Here is a 23,227-nt window from a genome sequence, read left to right as displayed (position 1 = left end):
AGCCGGGCGGCACCATCGTCGAGCCGACCTCCGGCAACACCGGTGTCGGCCTGGCGATCGTGGCCCAGCAGAAGGGCTACAAGTGCATCTTCGGCCAAGGCCGCCACCGACCGGCACCGCACGCTCTACGTCACCGGCGAGGAGTCGGCCGGTCAGGTCCGGCTGCGCGCCGACCGGATCAACGCGCTCTCCGAGCACCTCTACCTCGCCGCCGAGTCCGACCTCGGTGCGGTGCTCGGGCACATCGACGCGGTCAACCCCGGTCTGCTGATCCTGGACTCGGTGCAGACCATCGCCTCCGCCGAGCTGGACGGCGCCCCCGGCGGTCCGGCCCAGGTCCGCGAGGTGGCGGGCGCGCTGATCCGGGTGTCCAAGGAGCGCGGCATGGCGACGCTGCTGGTCGGCCACGTCACCAAGGACGGCCAGATCGCCGGCCCGCGCCTGCTGGAGCACCTGGTGGACGTGGTGCTCAGCTTCGAGGGGGACCGGCACGCCCGGCTGCGGCTCATCCGCGGGATCAAGAACCGCTACGGCGCCACCGACGAGGTGGGCTGCTTCGAGCTGCACGACGAGGGCATCGTCGGCCTGGCCGATCCGTCCGGCCTCTTCCTGACCAGGCGTGACAAGCCCGTCCCGGGCACCTGCCTCACCGTCACCCTGGAGGGCAAGCGCCCGCTGGTGGCGGAGGTGCAGGCGCTGATGGTGGATTCGCAGATCCCGTCCCCGCGGCGCACCACCTCGGGCCTGGAGTCGCCCCGGATCGCGATGATCCTGGCCGTGGTGGAGCGGCACGGCGGGGTGAAGCTCGGCAAGCAGGACATCTACACCGCGACGGTGGGCGGGGTGAAGCTGAGCGAGCCGTCCGCCGACCTCGCGATCGCGCTCGCGGTGGCCAGCTCCTCCTCGGACACCCCGCTGCCCAGCAACCTGGTGGCGATCGGCGAGGTCGGCCTGGCGGGCGAGGTACGGCGGGTGACGGGGGTGCAGCGGCGGCTGGCCGAGGCGCACCGGCTGGGCTTCACGCACGCCCTCGTCCCGCCGGATCCGGGCAAGGTGCCGCCGGGCATGAAGGTGGTCGAGGTGGCCGACATCGGCGAGGCGCTGCGGGCCATCCCGGGCCGCCGCCGGGCCGCCGCCAAGCCGCGTGCTGAGGCACCGTCGGCGCCGCCGGCCCCGCGCGCGGCCCGGGTCGTCGCGCACCCGGAGGAGCTGATGGAGGGCTGGGAGCCGCTCGACTCCGACGAACTGCGCTGACCCAAGCCCTGTCGATGCCGCACGCAGTTAGACTTTCCCCAGTCTCATTGGCCAGAAGGCAGTACCGAGCGGTACTGAGCGACAGAGCAACAGACCGCGGACCGGCGCACGGCGCGAGGCGCGCGGCACGGGGTCGACCGGAGGAGTCACGTGGCAGCCAGCGACCGGGGGGCGGACAAGGCCTCCCGTGAGGAGGCCCTGCTGCGGGCCTCCCTCAGTGCCATCGCACCCGGCACGGGGCTGCGCGACGGCCTGGAGCGGGTGCTCCGGGCCAACACCGGCGGCCTGATCGTGCTCGGTTTCGACAAGACGGTCGAGTCGATCTGCACCGGCGGCTTCGTCCTGGACGTCGAGTTCACCGCGACCCGGCTGCGCGAGCTGTGCAAGCTGGACGGCGCGGTGGTGCTGGACAAGGACATCACCAAGATCGTCCGGGCCGGCGTGCACCTGATGCCGGACTCCACCATCCCCACCGACGAGACCGGCACCCGCCACCGCACCGCGGAGCGGGTCAACCGGCAGACCGGCTTCCCGGTGGTGGCGGTCTCGCACTCGATGCGGCTGATCGCGATGTACGTCAACGGCACCCGCCGGGTGCTGGAGGACTCCACCACCGTCCTGTCCCGCGCCAACCAGGCGCTGGCCACCCTGGAGCGCTACAAGCTGCGGCTGGACGAGGTGGCCGGCACGCTGTCCGCGCTGGAGATCGAGGACCTGGTGACGGTCCGGGACGTCACCGCCGTCGCCCAGCGGCTGGAGATGGTCCGGCTGATCGCCACCGAGATCGCCGGCTACGTGCTGGAGCTCGGCATCGACGGCCGGCTGCTCTCGCTCCAGCTGGACGAGCTGATCGCGGGCGTGGAGCCGGAGCGCGAACTGGTCGCCCGGGACTACTTCCCGGAGCGGGCCGCCAAGAAGGGCCGGACGGTCAACGAGGTGCTGGCCGACCTGGAGGCGCTCACCCACGCCGAGCTGCTGGACCTTCAGACGGTCGCCAAGGCGCTCGGCTACTCGGGCTCCCCGGAGTCGCTGGACTCGGCGGTCTCGCCGCGCGGCTACCGGCTGCTGGCGAAGATCCCGCGCCTGCCCAACACGGTGATAGAGCGCCTGGTCGAGCACTTCGGCGGCCTGCAGAAGCTGCTCGCCGCCAGCATCGACGACCTGCAGACGGTCGAGGGCGTCGGCGAGACCCGGGCCCGCTCGGTCCGCGAGGGCCTGTCCCGGCTCGCCGAATCGTCCATCCTGGAGCGCTACGTCTGACCCGGCGCCACGTCCGGCCTGACGCACCGCCGCGCACGGCCCCCGGGGAACGCCCCGGGGGCCGTCGCGCACCCCCGCCGAGTCCACCCCCGCCGAGCCATCCCGACCGGCGCGCCTCGACCAGCGCACCCGGACCAGCGCACCCTGGCCGGCCCGTGAGACGCCGAAGCCCCCGGCCGCGTCGGCCGGGGGCTTCGAGTCGAGTCGAGTCGAGTCGAGTCGAGTCGAGTCGAGTCGAGGGGGCTCAGCTGTCCAGGCGGATCGAGGAGCGCGCCGAGACCTGGCCGCCGGAGAGCCCGGTGAGGTCGGCGACCACCAGGTAGGTGCCCGCCGCGGGGGGCGCCGGGTCGGCGGTGGCGCACTGCGGCTTGCTGCGGCTGCGGTCCCAGGTGAAGGTCTCGGTCAGGCCGTTGTTGGCCGGGATCTGCACCCAGCTGCTGCCGCGGTCGGACGGGCAGTCGCCGGAGGACCAGACCCGGTCGCCGTTGCTGGCGGTCACGGTGATCGCGGAGGCCGTCCGGCCCAGGTCCACCCGGCAGTTGGCGCCGGAGGCGTTCTTCACGGTGAGCGAGAGCCGCGGCTTGTCCTTGGGCTGGTACGAGTTCTGCGCGCTGGCCAGCTCCAGGGTGACCTGCGAGGAGACGCAGACCGGAAGCGCCATCACCTCGGGCGTGTTCACCACCGGGGCGCCGCCGCCCGAGCCGCCGGAACCGCCGGCCGCGGCGCCGCCCGCCGCCGCACCGCCACCCGTGCCCCCGCCGGTGGCAGGAGCCGGGTTGGCGCCGCCGCCGGTGCCGCCGGTGCTGAGGCTGACCTCGCCGCCGCCGGAGCCGGCCACCGGGCCGCCGCTCGCGTTGCCGCCGCTGCCGCCGCCGGGGCGCGCCGCGGGGCCGCTCGGGGACGCGCCGGGTGTGATGGACTGGGCGGGGGTCTGGCTCTGGGACGGAACGGCCTGCGCGGCCTTGCTCGATGAGCCGCCGTCACCGCCCCCGTCCTGATCGATCATCAGCCAGGCGATCAGGGCGGCGACCGCCGCGACGGCGACGAGCACGACGACGCGCCGACGCCAGTAGATCGAGGCCGGCAGCGGTCCCACGGGTTGACGCAGAGAGGGCACGCCCAAACTCTACGAGACTGTGTGTGCCGCTTGACGCACCAACACCGCACAGTCGCCCCTTCCTTCACATGATCCGCCATTTGCGCCGTTCGAGGGAGCTTCGAAGCGGTGGTTCTCCGGGAGATCCGCAGGGATATCCGGAGTTCTTTTCTCCGCTTCGGTCGCGCCCGTCGACATGGGAGGATCGAAGGGCCATGGCTGCCATCACTGTCACCCCCGCCCCCGTCCCCCCGGCAGGCGCCGCGCCGGACGCCGTCCGGCTTTCGATGCCCCTGCCGCTGCTGCACGCGACCGTCCTCGACTGGTACGAGGCCGACAAGCGCGACCTTCCCTGGCGGACGCCCGAGGCGACGCCCTGGGCGATCATGGTGAGCGAGTTCATGCTCCAGCAGACTCCGGTGAAGCGGGTGCTGCCCGCCTGGGAGGCGTGGCTGACCCGCTGGCCCACCCCGGCCGACCTCGCGGCCGAGGCGCCCGGCGAGGCGGTCCGGATGTGGGGCCGGCTCGGCTACCCGCGCCGCGCGCTGCGGCTGCACGCGGCCGCGGTGGCGATCACCGAGGAGCACGGCGGCGAGGTGCCGGACGACCACGCCACCCTGCTCTCGCTGCCCGGGGTGGGGGAGTACACGGCCGCCGCGGTCGCCTCCTTCGCCTTCCGCCAGCGGCACGTGGTGCTGGACACCAACGTCCGCCGGGTGTTCGCCCGCGCGGTGTCCGGCGTCGAGTACCCGGCCCAGGCCACCACGGCCGCCGAGCGCCGGACGGCGACGGCGCTGCTGCCCGACGACGCCGAGACCGCGGCCACCTGGGCGGTCGGCGTGATGGAGCTGGGCGCGCTGGTCTGCACCGCGCGCGGCCCGGAGTGCGGGGGCTGCCCGCTGTTCGCCCACTGCGCCTGGCAGCGGGCCGGCCGCCCGCCGTACGAGGGCCCGGCCCGGCGCGGCCAGACCTACGAGGGGACGGACCGGCAGGTGCGCGGCAAGCTGCTCGCGGTGCTGCGGGAGTCGCACGGCTCGGTGCCGCAGGCCCGGCTGGACGCGGTCTGGCCGGACGCGGTGCAGCGGGCCCGGGCGCTGGACGGCCTGGTCGCGGACGGCCTGGTGGAGCCCGTCGAGCAGGGCGTCTACCGGCTTCCCCAGTAGTCGGCCACGAACGCGGGACGGCGCCCCCGGAGGAGTCCTCCGGGGGCGCCGTCGTGTCGGCGGGAGGGCGGTCAGACGGCCGCCGCCTCCAGCGAGGCCTCGGCGGACTTGTCCGCCTTGCCCGTGCCGGTGCCGCGCAGCGGCACCTCGCGCATGAACACCGCGGCGGCGATCGCGACCACGGCCACCCCGGCACCCCACAGGAAGACGGTGTGCATGCCGTTGGATACCGCGTGGTGGTAGGCGTCCTGGATGTTCTCGGGGAGCTTGCGCAGGTCCGCCGGGCTCATCTGGCCCGGGTCCTTCACGCCGCCGCCGGCCGCCGCGTGGTCGCCCAGCCGCTCCTTCATGGTGTCGGTGACCCGGTTGTTGAACAGGGCGCCGAACAGCGCGACACCGAAGGAACCGCCGATGGTGCGGAACAGGGTGGCGGTGGAGCTGGCCACGCCCATGTCCTTGAGCTCGACGCTGTTCTGCGCGACCAGCATGGTGATCTGCATCAGGAAGCCCATGCCGGCGCCGAGCACGACCATCCAGCAGGCGGAGGTGAAGCTGCTGGTCGTGGTGCCCATGGTGGAGAGCAGCACCATGCCGACGGTCATCACGATGGTGCCGATGATCGGGAATATCCGGTACTTGCCGGTCTTGGTGACGGCCTGGCCGACCACCAGCGAGACGACCAGCATGCCGAACATCATCGGCATCAGCAGCAGGCCGGAGTTGGTGGCCGAGGCGCCCTGGACGATCTGCTGGTAGAGCGGCAGGAAGACGGTCGAGCCGAACATCACGAAGCCGACGATGAAGCCGATGATCGAGACCAGGGTGAAGTTCAGGTTCTTGAACAGGCTCAGCGGCAGCATCGGCTCCTGCACCCGCTGCTCGACGTAGCAGAAGGCGATCAGCGTCGCGGCGGCGAGCGCGGCGAGGCCCAGGATCTGCTTGGAGCCCCAGTCGTACTGCTGGCCGCCCCAGGTGGTGATCAGGACGAGCGAGGTGATGCCCGTCGTGAGCAGGATGGCGCCCCAGTAGTCGATCCGGGCGTTGTTGCGGACCTTCGGCAGCTTCAGGGTGACGACGACCACGGCGAGCGCGATCACGCCGAGCGGCAGGTTGATGTAGAAGGTCCAGTGCCAGCTCAGGTGGTCGGTGATGAAGCCGCCGACCAGCGGGCCGCCGATGGTGGCGAGGGCCATGACCGCGGCGAACATGCCCTGGTACTTGCCGCGGTCACGCGGCGCGACCAGCGCACCCATGATCGACATGACGCCGACCATCAGACCGCCGGCGCCCAGGCCCTGGAGGGCGCGGAAGCCGATCAGCTCGTTCATGTTCTGCGACAGGCCGGACAGCGCCGAGCCCACCAGGAAGATCACGATCGAGGTGAGGAAGGTGCCCTTGCGGCCGTAGAGGTCGCCGAGCTTGCCCCAGATCGGGGTGGAGGCGGCGGTGGCCAGGGTGTACGAGGTGACGACCCAGGACAGGTGCTCGGCGCCGCCGAGGTCGCCGACGATGGTCGGCATCGCGGTGCCGACGATCAGGTTGTCGAGCATGGCCAGCAGCATGGTGACGACCAGGCCGACCATGACGAGGCGGATCTCGCGGGGCGACCGCGGCTGCTCCTCCTCGGCTGACTTCTCCTCCGGTACCGGGCCGGTGGTCTTGGACTGTGACATGAGGTGGTGTCTCCCGGAGGGGTTTTTCGGACGGGCGGAGGCCGCGCAGTGATTCACTTACTTGACGCCCGGCTAGTTTGTGGACCGTCGGCACGGTAAGTTGTTTACTAGCCGGTCGTCAAGCCAGTTTCCCGCCCGGCTGCCTGGGCAGGGAGAATGGGCCCGGGGCGGACGCCACCGGGGTCCGCAGCAGTCACCGACGCACTCATGAGGCAGGCCATGGGCACTCCGCACAGCCCCCGCAGCGACACGCGGTCCCGCATCATCGAGGTGTCCCTGGAGCTCTTCTCCGAGCAGGGCTACGAGCAGACCTCGCTGCGCGAGATCGCCGACCGCCTCGGTGTCACCAAGGCCGCGCTCTACTACCACTTCAAGACCAAGGACGACATCGTCCTGGGCATCGTGGAGCGGATGGCCGCGCCGATCGACGAGACCATCGCGTGGGGCCGGCAGCAGTCCTGGAGCCCGGAGATGCGCGACGAGCTGATCCGCCGCTTCGCCGACGGGATGGCCGAGCGGGCGCCGCTGCTGCGCTTCTTCCACGAGAACCAGCCCGCGCTGCGCGAGTCCGCGGCCGGGCTGGCGTTCAAGGACCGCATGATCACGATGATCCAGCTGGTGCACGGGCCGGACGCCGACTTCCGGGAGCGGCTGCGCGCCACGATGTCGCTGTTCACCGTCCACTCGGCGATGTTCCTGCTCAAGCAGGACGCCGCGGACTGCGACCACGGCGACAACGTGTGGGGCGAGTCCTCGCCGCCGGCGGCCACCCTGGAGGAGGCGATCGGGGCGGCCCGGGAGGTCGCGCTGGAGATCGGCGGCCGGATCGGCCACCCGGCCCCCGCCCACTCCTGAGCGGACGGGCGGGCGGACCGGTGGCTGGGGCCGGGCTCAGAACGCGGTGACGCCGTGCCCCGCGAGGTACGCGATCGGGTTCACCACCGCGCCGTAGCGGTTGCTGGTGCGGATCTCGAAGTGCAGGTGGGGTCCGGTCGAGTTGCCGGTGCTCCCGGACCGCCCGATCTGCTCGCCCGCCGACACCTGCTCCCCCGGCGAGACCCCGAGCGAGGACAGGTGCGCGTACTGCGCGTAGTGCCCGTCCTCCAGCCGCAGCACGACCTCCTTGCCGTACGAGCCGTCCCAGCCGGCCGACACCACGGTCGCGTTCCCGACCGCCAGCAGCGGCGTGCCCGGGTCGACCGCGAAGTCCACCCCGGTGTGGTACCCGGCGGCGTACTCGGAGTTGGCCACCCCGTACGGGTTGCTGGTCGGCGCGTCCGGCACCGGGGCCGACCACTCCGGAGCCGGAGCGGGCTCCGGTGCGGGCGCGGCCTCGGGCTCCGTCGCGGGGGCCTCGGCCGGCGCGTCGGCGACGGGCGGCTCCACCGGCAGCAGGTTGGCGGCCACCGCCACGAACTCCTGCGCCGAGTCGCCGTCGTTCGGCAGCCGGTACGGGCTCGGCCCGGCCACCTGGACCAGCCCCGGGCTGGGCACGGCGGCCTGCGGCGCGGTGAAGGCCGAGCTGCCGGGCGTGGTGGGCCGGACGGTCTGCGCCGAGGCGCTGCCGGGCGCGGCCACCAGCAGTGCGCCGGCGAGCAGCACCGCGGCCGCCCCGGCGGCGACCACCGCGCGCTCCCGTTCGGCCTGCGGGTGCCCGCCGGGCAGCGGGTGCCGGGGCGCGGCGAGCGCGCGCAGCGGCGCGGCATGGGTGCGGGCGGCATGGCCGAGCCGGGGCTGCCAGGCCGCCGCCTGGGCCGCCGTTCGGGCGGCGAGCCGGCGCAGGACCGGCCCCACGGGCGGGACAGAGGACATCGGTAGCCGTACCTCACGGTGGACGAGGGCAGCACGAAGTGCCCGTTCGGGCGCGTGCTGAGCGGGGGACCACTCAGGTGTAACGGTCACCGAGCGGAGTCCCAAACGGCGTGACGTACTACGGCGTGTAGTCAGCGTCGCGCCGGAGATTCAAGCTGACGGAGTAATGATCATGAGATCCGATCGTCTACCACCGGCCTGTGGCGGGCCGCCCGCGCCCGCGGCCGGGCTACTACCGCCGGTCGTACCGCGCCCGACGGGAGCCCGGCCGGTGTGACCAGCGCCATGCCCGTCCGGGGTTTGGGTCGGCCGCGCACCCCTTTCCGCCGTCCGCCCCGCTGACCTGGCGGGCCCGCTGGGGGACCATCGACGCATGTATGGCAACAGGAGCGAAGACCTCGACGGCAATGACCGCCCGAGCCTGCCGGACCGCCGCTTCGCCGCCCTGCGCGGCTGCGAGCGGATCCTGTCCGGCGACCGGCCGCAGAGCATGCGCGAACGCCTCGCCGCCCTCGCGGGGGAGGGCGGCGGCCATGACCTGGACCACCGCCCGGACCAGTACGGCGACGGCGTGGTCCGCACCCTCGAACGCACGGTCGCCGACCTGCTCGGCACCGAGGACGCGGCCTTCTTCCCCACCGGCACCATGGCCCAGCAGGTCGCCCTGCGGATCCACGCCGAGGCGGCCGGGCTGCGCACCGTCGCGACCCACCCGCTGGCCCACACCGACCAGCACGAGCGGCACGCGCTCGGCGTGCTGACCGGCCTGCGCAGCGTCTGGCCGACCATGGCCCCGCGCCAGCCCACCGTCGAGGAACTGCGCTCCTTCGACGAGCCGTACGCCGCGCTCAGCCTGGAGCTGCCGCTGCGCGAGGCCGGCTTCGTGCTGCCCGACTGGGCGGCGCTGGCGGCGCTGGCCGGGGTCGTCCGGGAGGAGTGCGGCGCGGCCCTGCACCTGGACGGTGCCCGGATCTGGGAGTCGGTGTTCCACCTCGGGCACCCGCTGCCGGAGATCGTCGCGCTGGCCGACTCGGTCTACGTGTCCTTCTACAAGACGCTCGGCGGCATCAGCGGCGCCGCGCTGGCCGGTTCGCGGGGCTTCGTCCGCACCGCCAGGGCCTGGCGGCACCGGTACGGCGGCCAGCTCTACCAGCAGTGGCCGGCGGCTCTCGCCGCGCTGGCCGGGCTGGACGCCCGACTCCCGCTGCTGGAGCGGTACGTGACGCACGCCAAGGTGGTCGCCGAGGCGCTGGACGCGGCCTTCGCGGCGGTCCCGGGCGCCCGGGTGCACCCGGCCCCGCCGCACACCCACCAGTTCCAGTTCTGGCTGCCGTACACCGCCGGGGAGTTGGACGAGGCCGGGCTGGGGCTGGCCGAGGAGACCGGGGTCGCCCTGTTCGGCGGCTGGCGCGAGCGGGACCTGCCGGGCCTGGCGATGACCGAGGTCACGGTGTCGGCGTCCGCGCTCGACTGGACGGCGGCGGACGTCGCCGAGGCGGCCGCCGCCTTCCTGGACCGGCTGCCGGCCCGGGGCGCCGGGGCCGGCGGGAGCCGCAGCGGGGCCTGACCGGAAAGCGTCCGGCCCGCCCCCGCGCGATGCGGGGACGGGCCGGACGTGGTGGGTCAGAACCGCCTGGTCACAGGCTGATCGCTACTGCTCGACCGATCAGTTGTCGACCGGGCGGACCCGGATCCAGGTCTCCAGGTAGTTCGAGGACTCGTTCTCGACCTCGATGCTGGTACCGGTCTTCGGGACGTCCACGCCGCTGTACGGGTTGTCCTTGGACCACCACGACTTCAGGTCCGAGAACTCGTCGACACCCTTGGCCTTCGGGACGACCGTCTCGACGCCGTTCTTGTGCAGGGTCAGCTGGCTGGTCTTGCGCGAGCCGAAGGTCGAGTCGTAACCCTGCATGCGCGGACGCAGCAGGGCGCCGTCGCTCCACTTGAGCGGGGTCGGGTGCGAGTCGATCGGCAGGATCAGACCGTGGCCCGGGTGGGCGCTGACGTTGTTGTTGGGCTGCGACTCGTCCCAGAACCAGATCAGCAGACCGGGCTGGTACGGGTAGTACTCGACCCACTTCGGCCGGCTGTTGCCCCAGCCGAAGTTGTACGGGCCGGTCTTCAGGGTCTGGTCGAAGGAGACGTACTGGCGGTTCTCCGCGATGTAGTACTGCCCGTAGTCCTTGGTGTAGCTGCCGGCGAAGCGGGTGAAGCCCTTGGCCACCCAGCCGTTGTCACCGTTCTCGACGTCGTCGCTGAAGACCGTCGAACCGTCGGCGGTCACCGAGATGTCGTCGACGGCGAAGCCGCGGTAGTGCAGGCCACCGTCGGTGGTGTTGTGGAAGCGGACCTTGACGGCCTTGCCGGCGTAGGCGTCCAGCGAGAAGGACACGTCGCCCCAGGCGGCGGTGAGACCGGTGAGGGCCGCGCGGCCGCCGGCGTCCTTCGTGATCGGCTTGCCGTTCCAGGTGCCGTCCAGGGCGGTCCAGTTGGTGCCGCCGTCGGTGGAGACCTCGGCGAAGGCGTAGTCGAAGTTCGCCTCCAGCTCGTACCAGGCCTTGGCGTTCAGGCTGGCCTTGGTCTTGCCGGTCAGGTCGATGTCACGGGTGAGCGTGACGTTCAGGTTGTCGTCGCTGCCGCTCCACCACTCGCTCTTGCCCGAAGCGGGCTTGTTGATGTCGGTAAGGATGGTCTTCTTCGGCAGCTCGACGACCAGGGCCTGCGGGAGGCTGCTGTTGTACTCGACCGGGCCGATGTGGTGGGTCGACTCGGTGCCGGCCTTGGCCTTGTCGAACTTCAGCCAGCCGAGCTTGAGCTTGCTCCAGGCGTCGAGGTCGTTCGGCATGTCGCCGATGGCGCCCTTGCCCTCGCCGAGCCAGGAACCGGAGGACATCAGCGACCAGAAGCCGACCGAGTTGTCGATGCCGGTGCCGGCGGTGTCGTAGAGGTCCGGCAGACCGAGGTCGTGGCCGTACTCGTGGGCGAAGACGCCGAGGCCGCCGTTCTCCGGCTGCATCGTGTAGTCGCCGATCCAGAAGCCGGAGTCGCCGACCTGGACGCCGCCGAGCTTGTTGTCGGCCGGGCCCGCCTGGCCGTTCAGGTTGCCGTAGGCGTACGCGCGGTGGGCCCACAGGGCCTTGCTGCCCTGCTTGCCGCCGCCGGCCGACTTGTCCTCACCGGCGTGCACGATCTGGAAGTGGTCGATGTACCCGTCGGGCTGGTTGAAGTTCCCGTCGTTGTGGGAGCCGTAGCGGTCCCACTGGTCGTACGACGCCAGGGTGGCCTTGAGCTGCTCCTTGGTCTGCCCCTTGGCCAGCTGGTCCTTGTACCAGATGTCCACGGCGTCGCGGATCAGGTCCTGGGCGCTGTCGCAGACGTTGGAGCCGCAGTAGTCCGAGCCGTACCGGGCCTCGTTCCACGGCACCCGCACCCAGTCCGAGACCACGCCGTCGACCGAGTAGCGGCCCGAGGACTGCTTCTCGTAGAAGGTCTTCAGCGAGGGCTTGTCCTTGGAGAAGTACAGCTCCTGGAAGTGCTGCTGGTTGTAGTCGGCCTGCCAGGCGGTCGAGTTGTCGTTGGCGCGGTCCGGCTTCTCGATCTCGTTGTGCTTCGGGCCGGGCTCACCGCCGTACATGACCTTGCCGTCTTCGGTCTTGGTGGTGTTGTCCACCTGGTCGCCGAAGTCGACGAGGATGGTGAAGATCTTGTCCGTGCGCTCGCGACCGAGCTCCACGTACTTGTCCTTGCCCAGCTTGATGCTGCTGCTGCCGTTGTGCTGCTCGACCTGGGCGGTGCCCGCGATCAGCTGCTCGGTGGCGGCCTTCTGCTCGGCCTCGACCTTCTCGGTCAGCGGGCCCGGCAGGTTGTGCTCGATGTTGGCGGACTGGACGGCGTCGGCCGGGTCCCTGGGTGCGGGAGCCGAGCCCGCGGCGACGGCGGTGGCCGGGAACAGGCCCGCGCCGAGCGCGACTATGACCGCTGCGGCCGTGGCAGCCGCAGCGGATCTCCTGATGTTCTTCAAAGTTGTGACGTCCTCCCCGACCGGGGCCAGCTCTTGGCCAAAGCCCGGCAAACCAAAATGAAAGACAGGTGGACGTCATTTGATACAAGCGTGGACAGAAAAGATAGCCCTTGACCATGACATGGCCACGGCGCTATCCTGCGCAACTTCCGATCAGCTGACCATATGTCAACCGTATGTCCGTTAAAGCTTACTGAGAAATCGGACGCACCCGCACCAGCCCGCCGCGAGGCCATCCGCCCTCGCCCACGGGCGCCCCCGGTCCGGTCGGCCGGAACGCGCCGAGCCCCCGGCGCGGACGCCGGGGGCTCGGTAGCTGTGAAGTTGTCTGTTAAATGTTGCTACTTCGTCAGGTCCGGGCCGGACGAGGCGACCGCGGCCGGGGTGTCCGCGACGGCCGACTTCTCCTCACCGCGGAAGGTGAACTTGGCCTCCTTGCCCTCACCCTCGACACCGACGACCACGATGTGGCCGGCCCGCAGCTCGCCGAAGAGGATCTTCTCGGAGAGGTGGTCCTCGATCTCGCGCTGGATGGTGCGGCGCAGCGGCCGGGCGCCCAGGATCGGGTCGTAGCCGCGCTTGGCCAGCAGCTTCTTGGCCTCGACGCTGAGCTCCAGGCCCATGTCCTTGTCCTTGAGGCGGCCGTCCACCTTCTCGATCATCAGGTCGACGATCTGGATGATGTCTTCCTCGGACAGCTGGTGGAACACCACGATGTCGTCGACGCGGTTCAGGAACTCGGGGCGGAAGTGCTGCTTGAGCTCCTCGCCGACCTTCGCCTTCATCCGCTCGTACCCGGTCGTGGAGTCACCCGTGGCCGCGAAGCCCAGGTTGAAGCCCTTGGAGATGTCCCGGGTGCCGAGGTTGGTCGTCATGATGATGACGGTGTTCTTGAAGTCGACCACGCGGCCCTGGGAGTCGGTCAGGCGACCGTCCTCCAGGATCTGCAGCAGCGAGTTGAAGATGTCCGGGTGGGCCTTCTCGACCTCGTCGAAGAGGACGACGGAGAACGGCTTGCGGCGGACCTTCTCGGTCAGCTGGCCGCCCTCCTCGTAGCCCACGTACCCGGGGGGCGAACCGAAGAGCCGGGAGACGGTGTGCTTCTCGGAGAACTCGGACATGTCGAGCGCGATCAGCGCGTCCTCGTCGCCGAAGAGGAACTCGGCGAGCGTCTTGGACAGCTCGGTCTTACCGACGCCGGACGGGCCGGCGAAGATGAACGAGCCGCCGGGGCGCTTCGGGTCCTTGAGGCCCGCACGGGTGCGCCGGATGGCCTGGGAGAGCGCCTTGATGGCGTCCTTCTGGCCGATGACGCGCTTGTGCAGCTCGTCCTCCATGCGCAGCAGCCGCGAGGTCTCCTCCTCGGTCAGCTTGAAGACCGGGATGCCGGTGGCGGTGGCCAGGACCTCGGCGATGAGCTCCTCGTTGACCTCCGCGACGACGTCCATGTCGCCGGCCTTCCACTCCTTCTCGCGCTTGGCCTTGGCCTGAAGGAGCTGCTTCTCGTCGTCGCGCAGGGACGCGGCCTTCTCGAAGTCCTGCGCGTCGATCGCGCTCTCCTTCTCGCGGCGCACGTCGGCGATCTTCTCGTCGAACTCGCGCAGGTCCGGCGGCGCGGTCATCCGGCGGATGCGCATTCGGGAGCCGGCCTCGTCGATCAGGTCGATCGCCTTGTCCGGCAGGAAGCGGTCCGAGATGTAGCGGTCGGCCAGGGTGGCGGCGGCGACCAGCGCGGAGTCCGTGATGGAGACCCGGTGGTGGGCCTCGTAGCGGTCGCGCAGACCCTTGAGGATCTCGATGGTGTGCGGCAGCGACGGCTCGGCGACCTGGATCGGCTGGAAGCGGCGCTCCAGCGCGGCGTCCTTCTCCAGGTGCTTGCGGTACTCGTCCAGGGTGGTCGCACCGATGGTCTGCAGCTCGCCGCGGGCCAGCATCGGCTTGAGGATGCTGGCGGCGTCGATGGCGCCCTCGGCGGCGCCCGCGCCGACCAGGGTGTGCAGCTCGTCGATGAACAGGATGATGTCGCCGCGGGTGCGGATCTCCTTGAGCACCTTCTTCAGGCGCTCCTCGAAGTCACCGCGGTAGCGCGAGCCGGCCACCAGGGCGCCCAGGTCCAGCGTGTAGAGCTGCTTGTCCTTGAGCGTCTCCGGGACCTCGCCCTTGACGATCGCCTGCGCCAGGCCCTCGACCACGGCGGTCTTGCCCACGCCGGGCTCGCCGATCAGGACCGGGTTGTTCTTGGTGCGGCGGGACAGCACCTGCATGACCCGCTCGATCTCCTTCTCGCGCCCGATGACCGGGTCGAGCTTGGCCTCGCGGGCGGCCTGGGTGAGGTTGCGGCCGAACTGGTCCAGGACCAGCGAGGTCGACGGGGTGCCCTCGGCGGGCCCGCCGGCCGTGGCCGACTCCTTGCCGCCGCCGGTCTGGTAGCCGGAGAGCAGCTGGATGACCTGCTGGCGCACCCGGTTGAGGTCGGCGCCCAGCTTGACCAGGACCTGGGCGGCGACGCCCTCGCCCTCGCGGATCAGACCGAGCAGGATGTGCTCGGTGCCGATGTAGTTGTGGCCGAGCTGCAGCGCCTCCCGGAGCGACAGCTCCAGGACCTTCTTCGCCCGCGGGGTGAAGGGAATGTGGCCGGACGGGGCCTGCTGCCCCTGGCCGATGATCTCCTCGACCTGCTGGCGCACGGCCTCAAGGGAAATCCCGAGGCTCTCCAGGGCCTTGGCGGCGACGCCCTCGCCCTCGTGGATCAGACCCAGGAGGATGTGCTCGGTGCCGATGTAGTTGTGGTTGAGCATCCGGGCTTCTTCCTGAGCCAGGACGACAACCCGCCGCGCGCGGTCGGTGAACCTCTCGAACATCGTTTATCGCTCCTCAGAGCGGTCGGGCAGTTCGGGGTCGGTCCCCGCCCTGTCCTTCCGCATGCTAGTCCCGCTCAGCGGCGCGGCCCACGGATTCACTCCCCGGTACGGGAGCGAGATGCTGCGCGACCAGCCGACACCAATCCCAACCTGATGCTGGGAAACGGTGTTCCCACAGGTGGCCCGGATGCACCGGATACCGCTACGCCATCGGCGAACAAGAGCCGCCGGGGCGGAGCCGGGCCGTCTCCGGCCGGTCACGCATACTGCCCCTGGACGGGTCGAAGAACCCGTCCACCTGCATTCATACCCGGTATCGGGGCGCTTCTCGCGCAGTTTCCGCGGTGGCGGTGTTCGCCTGGCGAGAAGTCGCGTCGCGGCGACGGCGGTTCGGCACGGCCGGTGCGGCAGGTACGCCGCCCGGCGGTGCCGGCGTTACCGCTTCGCCCTTACAGCGTTGCACAGCTCGTGATTGTTCCGCCGCCCGAGCCCGCGCCCCGGACGCCCCCCGGTACCGGTGGCCCTGCGGCCCCCGGGGTGCGCGCCGCGGGGCGCGGAGAGAGTCCTCCGCGCCCCGCGCGTGTGTCGTCGGCGCCGTGTGCGGCCGCCGGGGCCCCGCATCCGCTCCGGCGTTCCGGTGGCGCCGGGGTCAGGACGCGTTGGCCTTGTCGTAGGCCTCGCGGACGGTGCTCGGCACCCGGCCGCGGTCGTTGACCTCCATGCCCTGCTCCTTGGCCCACGCGCGGATCTTCGCGGTGTCCGGCGCGCTGCCGGAGGGGCGCGGCGCGGTGCCGCGACCCGGGCGCCGCGGGCCGGCGAGCCGGCCGCTCTGCTTGCGGCCCTTCTCCACGTACGGCGCCAGCAGACCGCGCAGCTTGTCCGCGTTGACGCTCTTCAGGTCGATCTCGTAGGCAACGCCGTCGAGCGCGAACGTCACCGTCTCGTCCGCCGAACCACCGTCGAGATCGTCTTCAAGAATGACCTGCACCCTCTGTGCCACGGGCTTCCCTTTCCGCTAAACGACCCATTGCCTAAGGAAAGGAAAGCGCCTTTCTCCGGAAAACACAAACCCTTGACCGGCGCGGAGCCGCTCAGAGGTGCAGCAGCATGCGCGAGTTGCCCAGTGTGTTGGGCTTCACCCGCTCCAGGTCAAGGAACTCCGCGACACCTTCATCGTACGAGCGGAGAAGTTCTTCATAGACATCCGTAGCGATCGCCGCCGGGTCTGTCGTACCATCATCGGTTTCCTGAAGCTCTCCGATCTCGACGAAACCGTGTTTCGCGAAGAACGGAACCTCGAACGTCAAGCAGAAAATCCGACGGACGCCGAGCCAGCGCGCGGTCTGCAGCAGCTTCTCCAGCAGCAGATGTCCGACCCCGAAGCCCCGGCAGGACGGATCGACGGCGAGCGTGCGGACCTCGGCCAGGTCCTCCCACATCACGTGCAGGGCGCCGCAGGCCACCACCGCACCGGTGTCGTCGCGTTCGGCGACCCAGAACTCCTGGACGGATTCGAACAGTGTGACTGTGGGCTTGTCGAGCAGAATGCCGTCGCGCGAGTAGGCGTCGATGAGCCCGCGTACGGTCCGCACGTCCGTGGTCCGCGCACGGCGGATGGTGACCTCCATGGCCGGGACGTTATCGTGTCGCGCCCGGCGGGGTCTCCCCGGTATCCGGTCCCGGCTCCGCGGATTCGGCGGGGGGCGGATCCGGCGGGAACAGAGCGGTGACCCGCAAGGCGTCCCGCAGCGCCTCGCGCTGCCCGGGCGACATCAGGCCGAAGAAGTGCACCAGGGCCGCGGCCGGATTGTCACTGGTGGCCCACGCGTCGTTCATCAGCGCCGCGGTGTACGCCTCGCGGGACGAGACCGGTTCATATCGATAGGCCCGGCCGACCCGCTCGCGGCGCAGCCAGCCCTTTCTGTGGAGCTTGTCCAGGACGGTCATCACCGTGGTGTACGCGATTTCGCGTTCCGACTGCAGATCCAGGAGAACCTCGCGAACCGTCACCGGCCGGTTCCACTGCCACACCCGGGTCATGATGGCGTTCTCAAGTTCACCGAGTTGCCGGACCATAGTGCGGCCAGGATAGGGAGTGAATGGGGCAAATCTTGTGAAGTGCGCCAAACCGGCGCGCCGCCACCCCCGGAATCGGGAATGGCGGCGCGCCGGTGGTTCGGCGGCTGACGGTGTCAGTCGCGGGTTCGCTCGCGGGTCAGTCGAGGTCTTCCTTGGCCTTCTGGGCTCCGCCCTGGCTGCGGATGATGGCCCGCACCAGGAATCCGAAGCCGATCGCCATGACCAGCGGCGGCACGATCGCGCTGACGTAGTCCATCAGTCACTCCTCCTCGGTCTTCTCCGCCGTCGCGGCGGAAGCCTTCGCCTCCGGCTTCACCAACGGGAAGAGCACGGTCTCCCGGATGTTCTTGCCGGTCAGCAGCATGATCAGGCGGTCCACCCCGAGGCCGAGGCCGCCGGTCGGCGGCATCGCGTACTCCAGGGCCCGCAGGAAGTCCTCGTCGATCTGCATCGCCTCGACGTCGCCGCCGGCCGCCAGCAGGGACTGCGCGGTCAGGCGGGCGCGCTGCTCGACCGGGTCGACCAGCTCGGAGTAGGCGGTGCCGATCTCGGTACCGAAGATCACCAGGTCCCACTTCTCGGCCACGCCCGGCACCGAGCGGTGCTGGCGGGTCAGCGGGGAGACCTCGGTCGGGTAGTCCTTGATGAAGGTCGGCCGGACGGCGTTCTCCTCCAGCAGGCGCTCGACCATCTCCAGCACGATCTGACCGTGGCCCCAGTCCTTGTCGAACGGGATGCCGTGGTCGAAGGCCAGCTTGCGCAGCTCCTCGACGCCGGTCTCCGGGGTGACCTCGACGCCCAGGCGGGCGGAGATGCCCGGGTAGACGGAGACCTCCTCCCACGGCTCGGCCAGGTCGATCTCGTGCTCCACGCCGTGCGCGTCCAGGCCCTTGATCACCGTGGTGCCCAGCGCGTCCCGGGCCGCGTTGACGATCGTCTCGCGGATCAGCTCGGCCTGGGTGTCGTAGTCGCCGTACGCCTCGTACGACTCCAGCGAGGTGAACTCCGGGTTGTGGGTGGAGTCCGCGCCCTCGTTGCGGAAGTTGCGGTTGATCTCGAAGACCTTCTCGGCGCCGCCGACCACCAGCCGCTTGAGGTACAGCTCGGGGGCGATGCGCATGTAGAGGTCGATGTCGTACGCGTTGATGTGCGTCTTGAACGGGCGGGCGTTGGCGCCGCCGTGCACCGGCTGCAGCATCGGGGTCTCGACCTCGATGTAGCCGCGGTCCTCGTAGGTGCGGCGGATCGAGCGGACCACCTTGCTGCGCAGGTGCAGGATCTCGCGGGCCTCGGGGTTGACGATCAGGTCGACGTACCGCTGGCGGACCCGGGCCTCCGGGTCGGTCAGGCCCTTGTGCTTGTCCGGCAGCGGGCGCAGGCACTTGGCGGTGAGCTCCCAGCGGTCCACCATCACGGACAGCTCGCCGCGCTTGGAGGTGATCACCTCGCCCTCGACGCCGACCTGGTCGCCCAGGTCGATGTCCGTCTTCCAGGCCGCCAGCCGCTCCGCTCCCAGCTTGTCCAGGGAGAACATCACCTGGAGGTCGCCGGTGCCGTCGCGCAGCGTGGCGAAGCAGAGCTTGCCGCCGGTGCGGGAGAGGATCACCCGGCCGGTGACGCCGGCCCGCTCACCGGTCGCGGTGTCGGGTTCCAGGTCCGGATGCTTGGCGCGCAGGTCCGCGATGGTGCTGGTGCGGGGGAAGCCGACCGGGTAGGGGTCGACACCGGCCGCCCGGAGCCGGTCCAGCTTCTCGCGCCGGACGCGCATCTGCTCGGGAAGGTCGTCGGTCGCGGGGATGGGGCTCTGATCGCTCACCCCACAAGGGTAGCCAGCCACACACCGTGCTCCGCCACGGGATAACGCAGGAGGGGGGCCGCGTCGGCGGTCCCCCTCCTCGGGTGCGGGCGGCTCAGCCGGTGCCGGTGGCGAGTTCGATCTCGTCGGGGTCCGGCGCGGCCGGGGGCGCGGGGTGGGCGGGGGGCTTGGGGCGGCGCCCGAAGAGTTCGGCCGGGGTGGGCATCCGGTGCGGGCGGGGCGGGTTCTGGGGGGCGGTGGGCCGCTCGGCGGGGGAGTCGGTGCTGCTCATCGTGATCCGTCCTCCAACAGGGGTGGGGAGACTGCTCGGGGGTGCGGCGGGGCTCGGTACGACGACGAGGTGGCGGGGCTGCCCGGTGGTGAGGGCGAGCCGCTCGCGGACGGCGGCCTCGGCCAGCGCGTGGCAGCGGCCGGCCAGCCGGGAGCGGCGGGCGCGTTCGCCGTGGCCGCACGGCTGGCGGGTCAGCCCGCGCAGCGCGGTGAGGTCCTCCGGGCCGGGCAGGTAGCCGTCGGTCACGGCTTCCTCCAGGCGTTCCAGGTAGCCGGGGGCGCTGCCGGGCAGGGCCGCCCGGTAGCGCCCGAGGTCGGCGAGCAGGAAGGCGCGCAGCCGGCCGCCCTCCTGGACGGCCTCGTCGATCGCCTCGGTCAGACGCAGCGCGTCCTGGACGTCCTCCGCCCACAGCTCGGCGCCCGGGCCGGCGAACACCGGACGGTCGGGGAGCTGGAGGTGGACGGGGACGGCGGGGTGCAGGGCTTGGGCGAGGGCGCGGCGCAGCACGCGGACTTCGTCGGCGCTGAAGGCCATGCCGCCGCGCGATCCGTGTGGCGTAGGCATGGGCTGACACTACGTGAGGAATATCCGATTTGTCGGTAGCGTCGCGCCGACGCCCCACGTTCGGCCCGGCGGAATCGGCCGCGGGAGTGGGGGAGGACGCGCGTCGGCGCCCCCCGGACGGACCGGGGGGCGCCGACGGTGGGCCCCGGGGGCCGGTCAGGCCGGGCGGTTGCGCTCGAAGACCAGGCGCAGGCCGATCAGGGTGAGCCAGGGCTCGTGGACGTCGATGGTGGAGGCCTCGCCGAGGACCAGGGGGGCCAGGCCGCCGGTGGCGATCACCTGGACGTCGTCCGGGTCCTTGGACAGCTCCTTGGCCATCCGGTCGACCAGGCCGTCGACCTGGCCCGCGAAGCCGTACAGGATGCCGGACTGCATGCCCTCGACGGTGTTCTTGCCGATCACGTTGCGGGGCCGGGCCAACTCGATCTTGCGCAGCTGGGCGCCGCGGACACCGAGCGCCTCCACCGAGATCTCGATGCCGGGGGCGATCGCGCCGCCCACGTAGTCGCCGCGGGCGTTGACGGCGTCGAAGGTGGTGGCGGTGCCGAAGTCGACCACGATGCACGGGCCGCCGTACAGGTGGTTGGCGGCCAGGGCGTTGACGATCCGGTCGGCGCCGACCTCCTTGGGGTTGTCCATCAGGACGTGCACCCCGGTCTTCACGCCGGGCTCCACGATCACCGCGGGGACGTCGCCGTAGTAGCGGCGGGTCACCTCACGGAGCTCGTGGAGCACGGCGGGAACGGACGAGCAGATCGCCAGGCCCTCCACCGTGGCCTCCCGGACTGCGGTGTGGTTGCCCATCAACCCCTGTAGCAGCACTGCCAGTTCATCGGCCGTGCGGCGCGAATCGGTCGAGATCCGCCAATGTTCCACCACGTCCTCGCCGTCGAACAGGCCGAGCGTGGTCTGGGTGTTGCCGACGTCGATGGTGAGGAGCATGGGGCGCTTTCTGCGAGTCGGGACGAGAGGTCAGGCGCGCAGGTCGAGGCCGATGTCCAGGATCGGCGAGGAGTGGGTGAGCGCGCCCACCGCCAGGTAGTCGACACCAGTCTGGGCGACCTCGCGCGCGGTGGCCAGGGTCAGGCCGCCGGAGGCCTCCAGCTTCGCCCGGCCGGCCACCAGCTCGACGGCCTCCTTCAGCTGCGGGACGGTGAAGTTGTCCAGCAGGATCAGGTCGGCCCCGGCCGCCAGTACCGGCGGGATCTGCTCCAGGGTGTCGACCTCGATCTCGACCGGCAGGTCGGGGTAGGCGGCCTTGACGGCCCGGAAGGCCTCGGCGACGCCGCCGGCCGCGACCACGTGGTTGTCCTTGACCAGGGCGGCGTCGGACAGGGCCATCCGGTGGTTGGCGCCGCCGCCGCAGCGCACCGCGAACTTCTCCAGCGCGCGCAGGCCCGGGGTGGTCTTGCGGGTGTCCCGGACGACGGCGCCGGTGCCCTCCAGGGCGTCGGCCCAGGCGCGGGTCGCGGTGGCGATGCCGGACAGGTGGCAGAGCAGGTTGAGCGCGCTGCGCTCGGCGGTGAGCAGGTCGCGGGTGCGGGAGCGGACCGACAGCAGGACCTGGCCGGCCTCGACCCGGTCGCCGTCCTGGACGTGCCGCTCGACCTCGAACTCCTCCTCGCAGATCAGCGAGACGACCGCCTCGGCGATCCGCAGGCCGGCCACCACGCCGGCCTGGCGGGCGGTGAGGTCGGCGGTGGCGACGGCCTCGGCGGGCACGGTGGCCACCGAGGTGACGTCCTCGCCGCCGGCCAGGTCCTCGGCCAGTGCCAGGGTGGCGATGTCCTCGACCTCGATCGGGTCCAGTCCGGCCTGCTCCAGGAGCTCGGCCAGCTGCGGGTCCAGGCCGGTCTCGTAGCCCTCGCCGTCCCCGCAGGCGCAGCCGTCGCCGCAGCCGCCCTGGGCGTCGGCCAGGGGGAGTTCCTCGTGGGAGTGGGTCATGGTTCTACTGCTCCTCAGGGGTGCTGACGGGGCCGCCGGAGGCGGTGAGGGTGGTGATCAGGTGGCGCCGCCAGTGGGCGTCGTCGCGCTCGGGGAAGTCCTCGCGCCAGTGGCAGCCGCGGGTCTCCTCGCGCTGCGCGGCGGCCGCGACCAGCGCGGTGGCGACCAGCAGCAGGTTGGCGGCCTCCCAGGTCTCCACCCGCGGGTCGGCGGGCTTCTCCTCGGCGACGTGCGCGTGGGCCTGCTCGGTGAGCAGGGCCAGCCCGGCGGCGGTGCCGGCCATCGTGGCGGCCGAGCGCAGCACGCCCGCGCCGCGCGACATCAGCCGCTGGATCTCGGCGCGCGACTCGGGGGCGGGCAGCGGCACCGGCCGTGCGGCGCGGGCGGCGGCGACGTCCACGGCGCGCTCGGGCAGTGCGCCGCGGCGGTGCCGGTCGGCGAGGTCGGCGGCGATCCGCTCGGCGAAGACCAGGCCCTCCAGCAGCGAGTTGGAGGCCAGCCGGTTGGCGCCGTGCACCCCGGTGCAGGCGACCTCGCCGCAGGCGTACAGGCCGGGGACGCTGGTGCGGCCGTGCCGGTCGGTGCGGATGCCGCCGGAGGCGTAGTGCGCGGCCGGGGCGACCGGGATCGGCTCGGTGACCGGGTCGATGCCGTGCGCGCGGCAGGAGGCGAAGATGGTCGGGAAGCGCTGCTGCCACATCTCGGCGCCGAAGTGCCGCCCGTCCAGGTACATGTGCTCGGCGCCCTGCTCCTGCATGCGCCGGGTGATCGCCTTGGCGACGATGTCGCGCGGGGCCAGTTCGGCCAGCTCGTGCTGCCCGAGCATGAAGCGGGTGCCGTGCGCGTCCACCAGGTGGGCGCCCTCGCCGCGGACCGCCTCGGAGACCAGCGGCTGCTGGCCCTCGGCCTCCGGGCCGAGCCAGAGCACGGTCGGGTGGAACTGGACGAACTCCAGGTCGGTGACGGCGGCGCCGGCCCGCAGGGCGAGCGCCACGCCGTCACCGGTGGAGACCGCCGGGTTGGTGGTGGCGGAGAAGACCTGGCCCATGCCGCCGGTGGCGAGGACCACCGCGCGGGCCCGGACGGCGCCGACGCCGTCGCGCTGGCCCTCGCCCATCACGTGCAGGGTGAGGCCGGCGGCGTGCCCGTCGGCGTCGGTGAGCAGGTCGAGGACGAGGGCGTGCTCGATCAGCTCGACGCCGGGGTCGTTGCGGACGGCTTCCACCAGGGCGCGCGATATCTCGGCGCCGGTGGCGTCCCCGCCGGCGTGCGCGATCCGGCGGCGGTGGTGGCCGCCCTCGCGGGTGAGCAGGATCTCGCCGTCGGCGCCGCGGTCGAAGGCGCCCGCAAGCGTCGCGGCAGCCAGAGCTGACGTTCCGTCGGTGACGTGAGACCGCCCCCCGGCCGAAG

The 23,227-nt window shown here is 71.5% G+C and carries 17 protein-coding genes and 1 pseudogene; 5 read left to right on the top strand and 13 right to left on the bottom strand.

Annotated elements, in window-relative coordinates; genetic code table 11:
* Positions 1-1,254, top strand: a 1,254-nt coding sequence (locus AB0O82_RS36580; protein WP_363589025.1) for a magnesium chelatase domain-containing protein, incomplete at its 5' end; no start/stop codon positions are given.
* A gap of 201 nt (positions 1,255-1,455) precedes the next feature.
* A complete protein-coding gene (gene disA, locus AB0O82_RS36575; RefSeq protein ID WP_063351299.1) occupies positions 1,456-2,514 on the top strand; it encodes a DNA integrity scanning diadenylate cyclase DisA in 1,059 nt (352 codons plus the stop codon).
* A gap of 244 nt (positions 2,515-2,758) precedes the next feature.
* Here the strand turns inward: disA and AB0O82_RS36570 are convergent, their stop codons facing one another.
* Entirely contained in the window at positions 2,759-3,631 is an 873-nt protein-coding gene (locus tag AB0O82_RS36570; protein WP_363589023.1) for a hypothetical protein, read from the bottom strand.
* Between the two features lie 266 nt (positions 3,632-3,897).
* On the opposite strand from AB0O82_RS36570, the gene AB0O82_RS36565 reads away from it, so the two are divergent.
* Positions 3,898-4,773 (top strand): A/G-specific adenine glycosylase, encoded by an 876-nt coding sequence (locus AB0O82_RS36565; RefSeq protein ID WP_363589027.1) that lies wholly within the window; start codon positions 3,898-3,900, stop codon positions 4,771-4,773.
* A 71-nt stretch (positions 4,774-4,844) separates the two neighbouring features.
* Here AB0O82_RS36565 and AB0O82_RS36560 read toward each other — a convergent pair whose 3' ends face one another.
* On the bottom strand, positions 4,845-6,446 hold the full coding sequence (locus AB0O82_RS36560; protein ID WP_363589021.1) for an MDR family MFS transporter: 1,602 nt from the start codon (positions 6,444-6,446) through the stop codon (positions 4,845-4,847).
* Positions 6,447-6,665: 219 nt separating this feature from the next.
* Here AB0O82_RS36560 and AB0O82_RS36555 point away from each other — a divergent pair, with 219 nt between their 5' ends.
* Positions 6,666-7,301, top strand: a complete 636-nt coding sequence (locus tag AB0O82_RS36555; protein WP_363589019.1) for a helix-turn-helix domain-containing protein — start codon at positions 6,666-6,668, stop codon at positions 7,299-7,301.
* A 36-nt stretch (positions 7,302-7,337) separates the two neighbouring features.
* Here the strand turns inward: AB0O82_RS36555 and AB0O82_RS36550 are convergent, their stop codons facing one another.
* Complete coding sequence (locus AB0O82_RS36550) at positions 7,338-8,258, bottom strand: M23 family metallopeptidase (protein ID WP_363589017.1); 921 nt, start codon at positions 8,256-8,258, stop codon at positions 7,338-7,340.
* A 373-nt stretch (positions 8,259-8,631) separates the two neighbouring features.
* Between AB0O82_RS36550 and AB0O82_RS36545 the strand changes: the two genes are divergently transcribed.
* Positions 8,632-9,825, top strand: coding sequence for a beta-eliminating lyase-related protein (locus AB0O82_RS36545; RefSeq protein WP_363589015.1), 1,194 nt, complete (start codon positions 8,632-8,634; stop codon positions 9,823-9,825).
* A gap of 99 nt (positions 9,826-9,924) precedes the next feature.
* On the opposite strand, the gene AB0O82_RS36540 is transcribed toward AB0O82_RS36545, so the two are convergent.
* From AB0O82_RS36540 to AB0O82_RS36495, 10 genes and pseudogenes are all read right to left on the bottom strand, one after another.
* A complete protein-coding gene (locus AB0O82_RS36540; RefSeq protein WP_363589013.1) occupies positions 9,925-12,282 on the bottom strand; it encodes an immune inhibitor A domain-containing protein in 2,358 nt (785 codons plus the stop codon).
* A 341-nt stretch (positions 12,283-12,623) separates the two neighbouring features.
* Positions 12,624-15,143 (bottom strand): ATP-dependent Clp protease ATP-binding subunit, encoded by a 2,520-nt coding sequence (locus AB0O82_RS36535; protein WP_350878400.1) that lies wholly within the window; start codon positions 15,141-15,143, stop codon positions 12,624-12,626.
* A gap of 649 nt (positions 15,144-15,792) precedes the next feature.
* Positions 15,793-16,143 carry an Lsr2 family protein gene (locus tag AB0O82_RS36530; RefSeq protein WP_350878401.1) on the bottom strand — a complete coding sequence of 117 codons (351 nt, stop codon included), beginning with the start codon at positions 16,141-16,143 and terminating at the stop codon, positions 15,793-15,795.
* Between the two features lie 91 nt (positions 16,144-16,234).
* Positions 16,235-16,771: an amino-acid N-acetyltransferase gene (locus AB0O82_RS36525; RefSeq protein WP_350878402.1), complete on the bottom strand. Its 537-nt coding sequence runs from the start codon at positions 16,769-16,771 to the stop codon at positions 16,235-16,237.
* 10 nt (positions 16,772-16,781) lie between these two features.
* Positions 16,782-17,219 (bottom strand): BlaI/MecI/CopY family transcriptional regulator, encoded by a 438-nt coding sequence (locus AB0O82_RS36520; protein ID WP_363589010.1) that lies wholly within the window; start codon positions 17,217-17,219, stop codon positions 16,782-16,784.
* Positions 17,220-17,481: 262 nt separating this feature from the next.
* Positions 17,482-19,017: pseudogene (lysX, locus tag AB0O82_RS36515) on the bottom strand (bifunctional lysylphosphatidylglycerol synthetase/lysine--tRNA ligase LysX); the annotation flags it as partial.
* A 115-nt stretch (positions 19,018-19,132) separates the two neighbouring features.
* Positions 19,133-19,873, bottom strand: a complete 741-nt coding sequence (locus tag AB0O82_RS36510; protein WP_363589008.1) for a hypothetical protein — start codon at positions 19,871-19,873, stop codon at positions 19,133-19,135.
* A 156-nt stretch (positions 19,874-20,029) separates the two neighbouring features.
* Positions 20,030-20,815, bottom strand: coding sequence for a type III pantothenate kinase (locus AB0O82_RS36505; RefSeq protein WP_363589006.1), 786 nt, complete (start codon positions 20,813-20,815; stop codon positions 20,030-20,032).
* A 30-nt stretch (positions 20,816-20,845) separates the two neighbouring features.
* Positions 20,846-21,817 carry a carboxylating nicotinate-nucleotide diphosphorylase gene (nadC, locus tag AB0O82_RS36500; RefSeq protein ID WP_363589004.1) on the bottom strand — a complete coding sequence of 324 codons (972 nt, stop codon included), beginning with the start codon at positions 21,815-21,817 and terminating at the stop codon, positions 20,846-20,848.
* A gap of 4 nt (positions 21,818-21,821) precedes the next feature.
* Positions 21,822-23,227 (bottom strand): L-aspartate oxidase (locus AB0O82_RS36495; RefSeq protein WP_363589002.1); only part of this gene is annotated, 1,406 nt, incomplete at its 5' end.

Source organism: Kitasatospora sp. NPDC088264 (assembly GCF_040685715.1).
Classification (GTDB): domain Bacteria; phylum Actinomycetota; class Actinomycetes; order Streptomycetales; family Streptomycetaceae; genus Kitasatospora.
The sequence above is the reverse complement of the archived record's forward strand: the minus strand, read 5'-3'. Positions and strand labels throughout refer to the sequence as shown.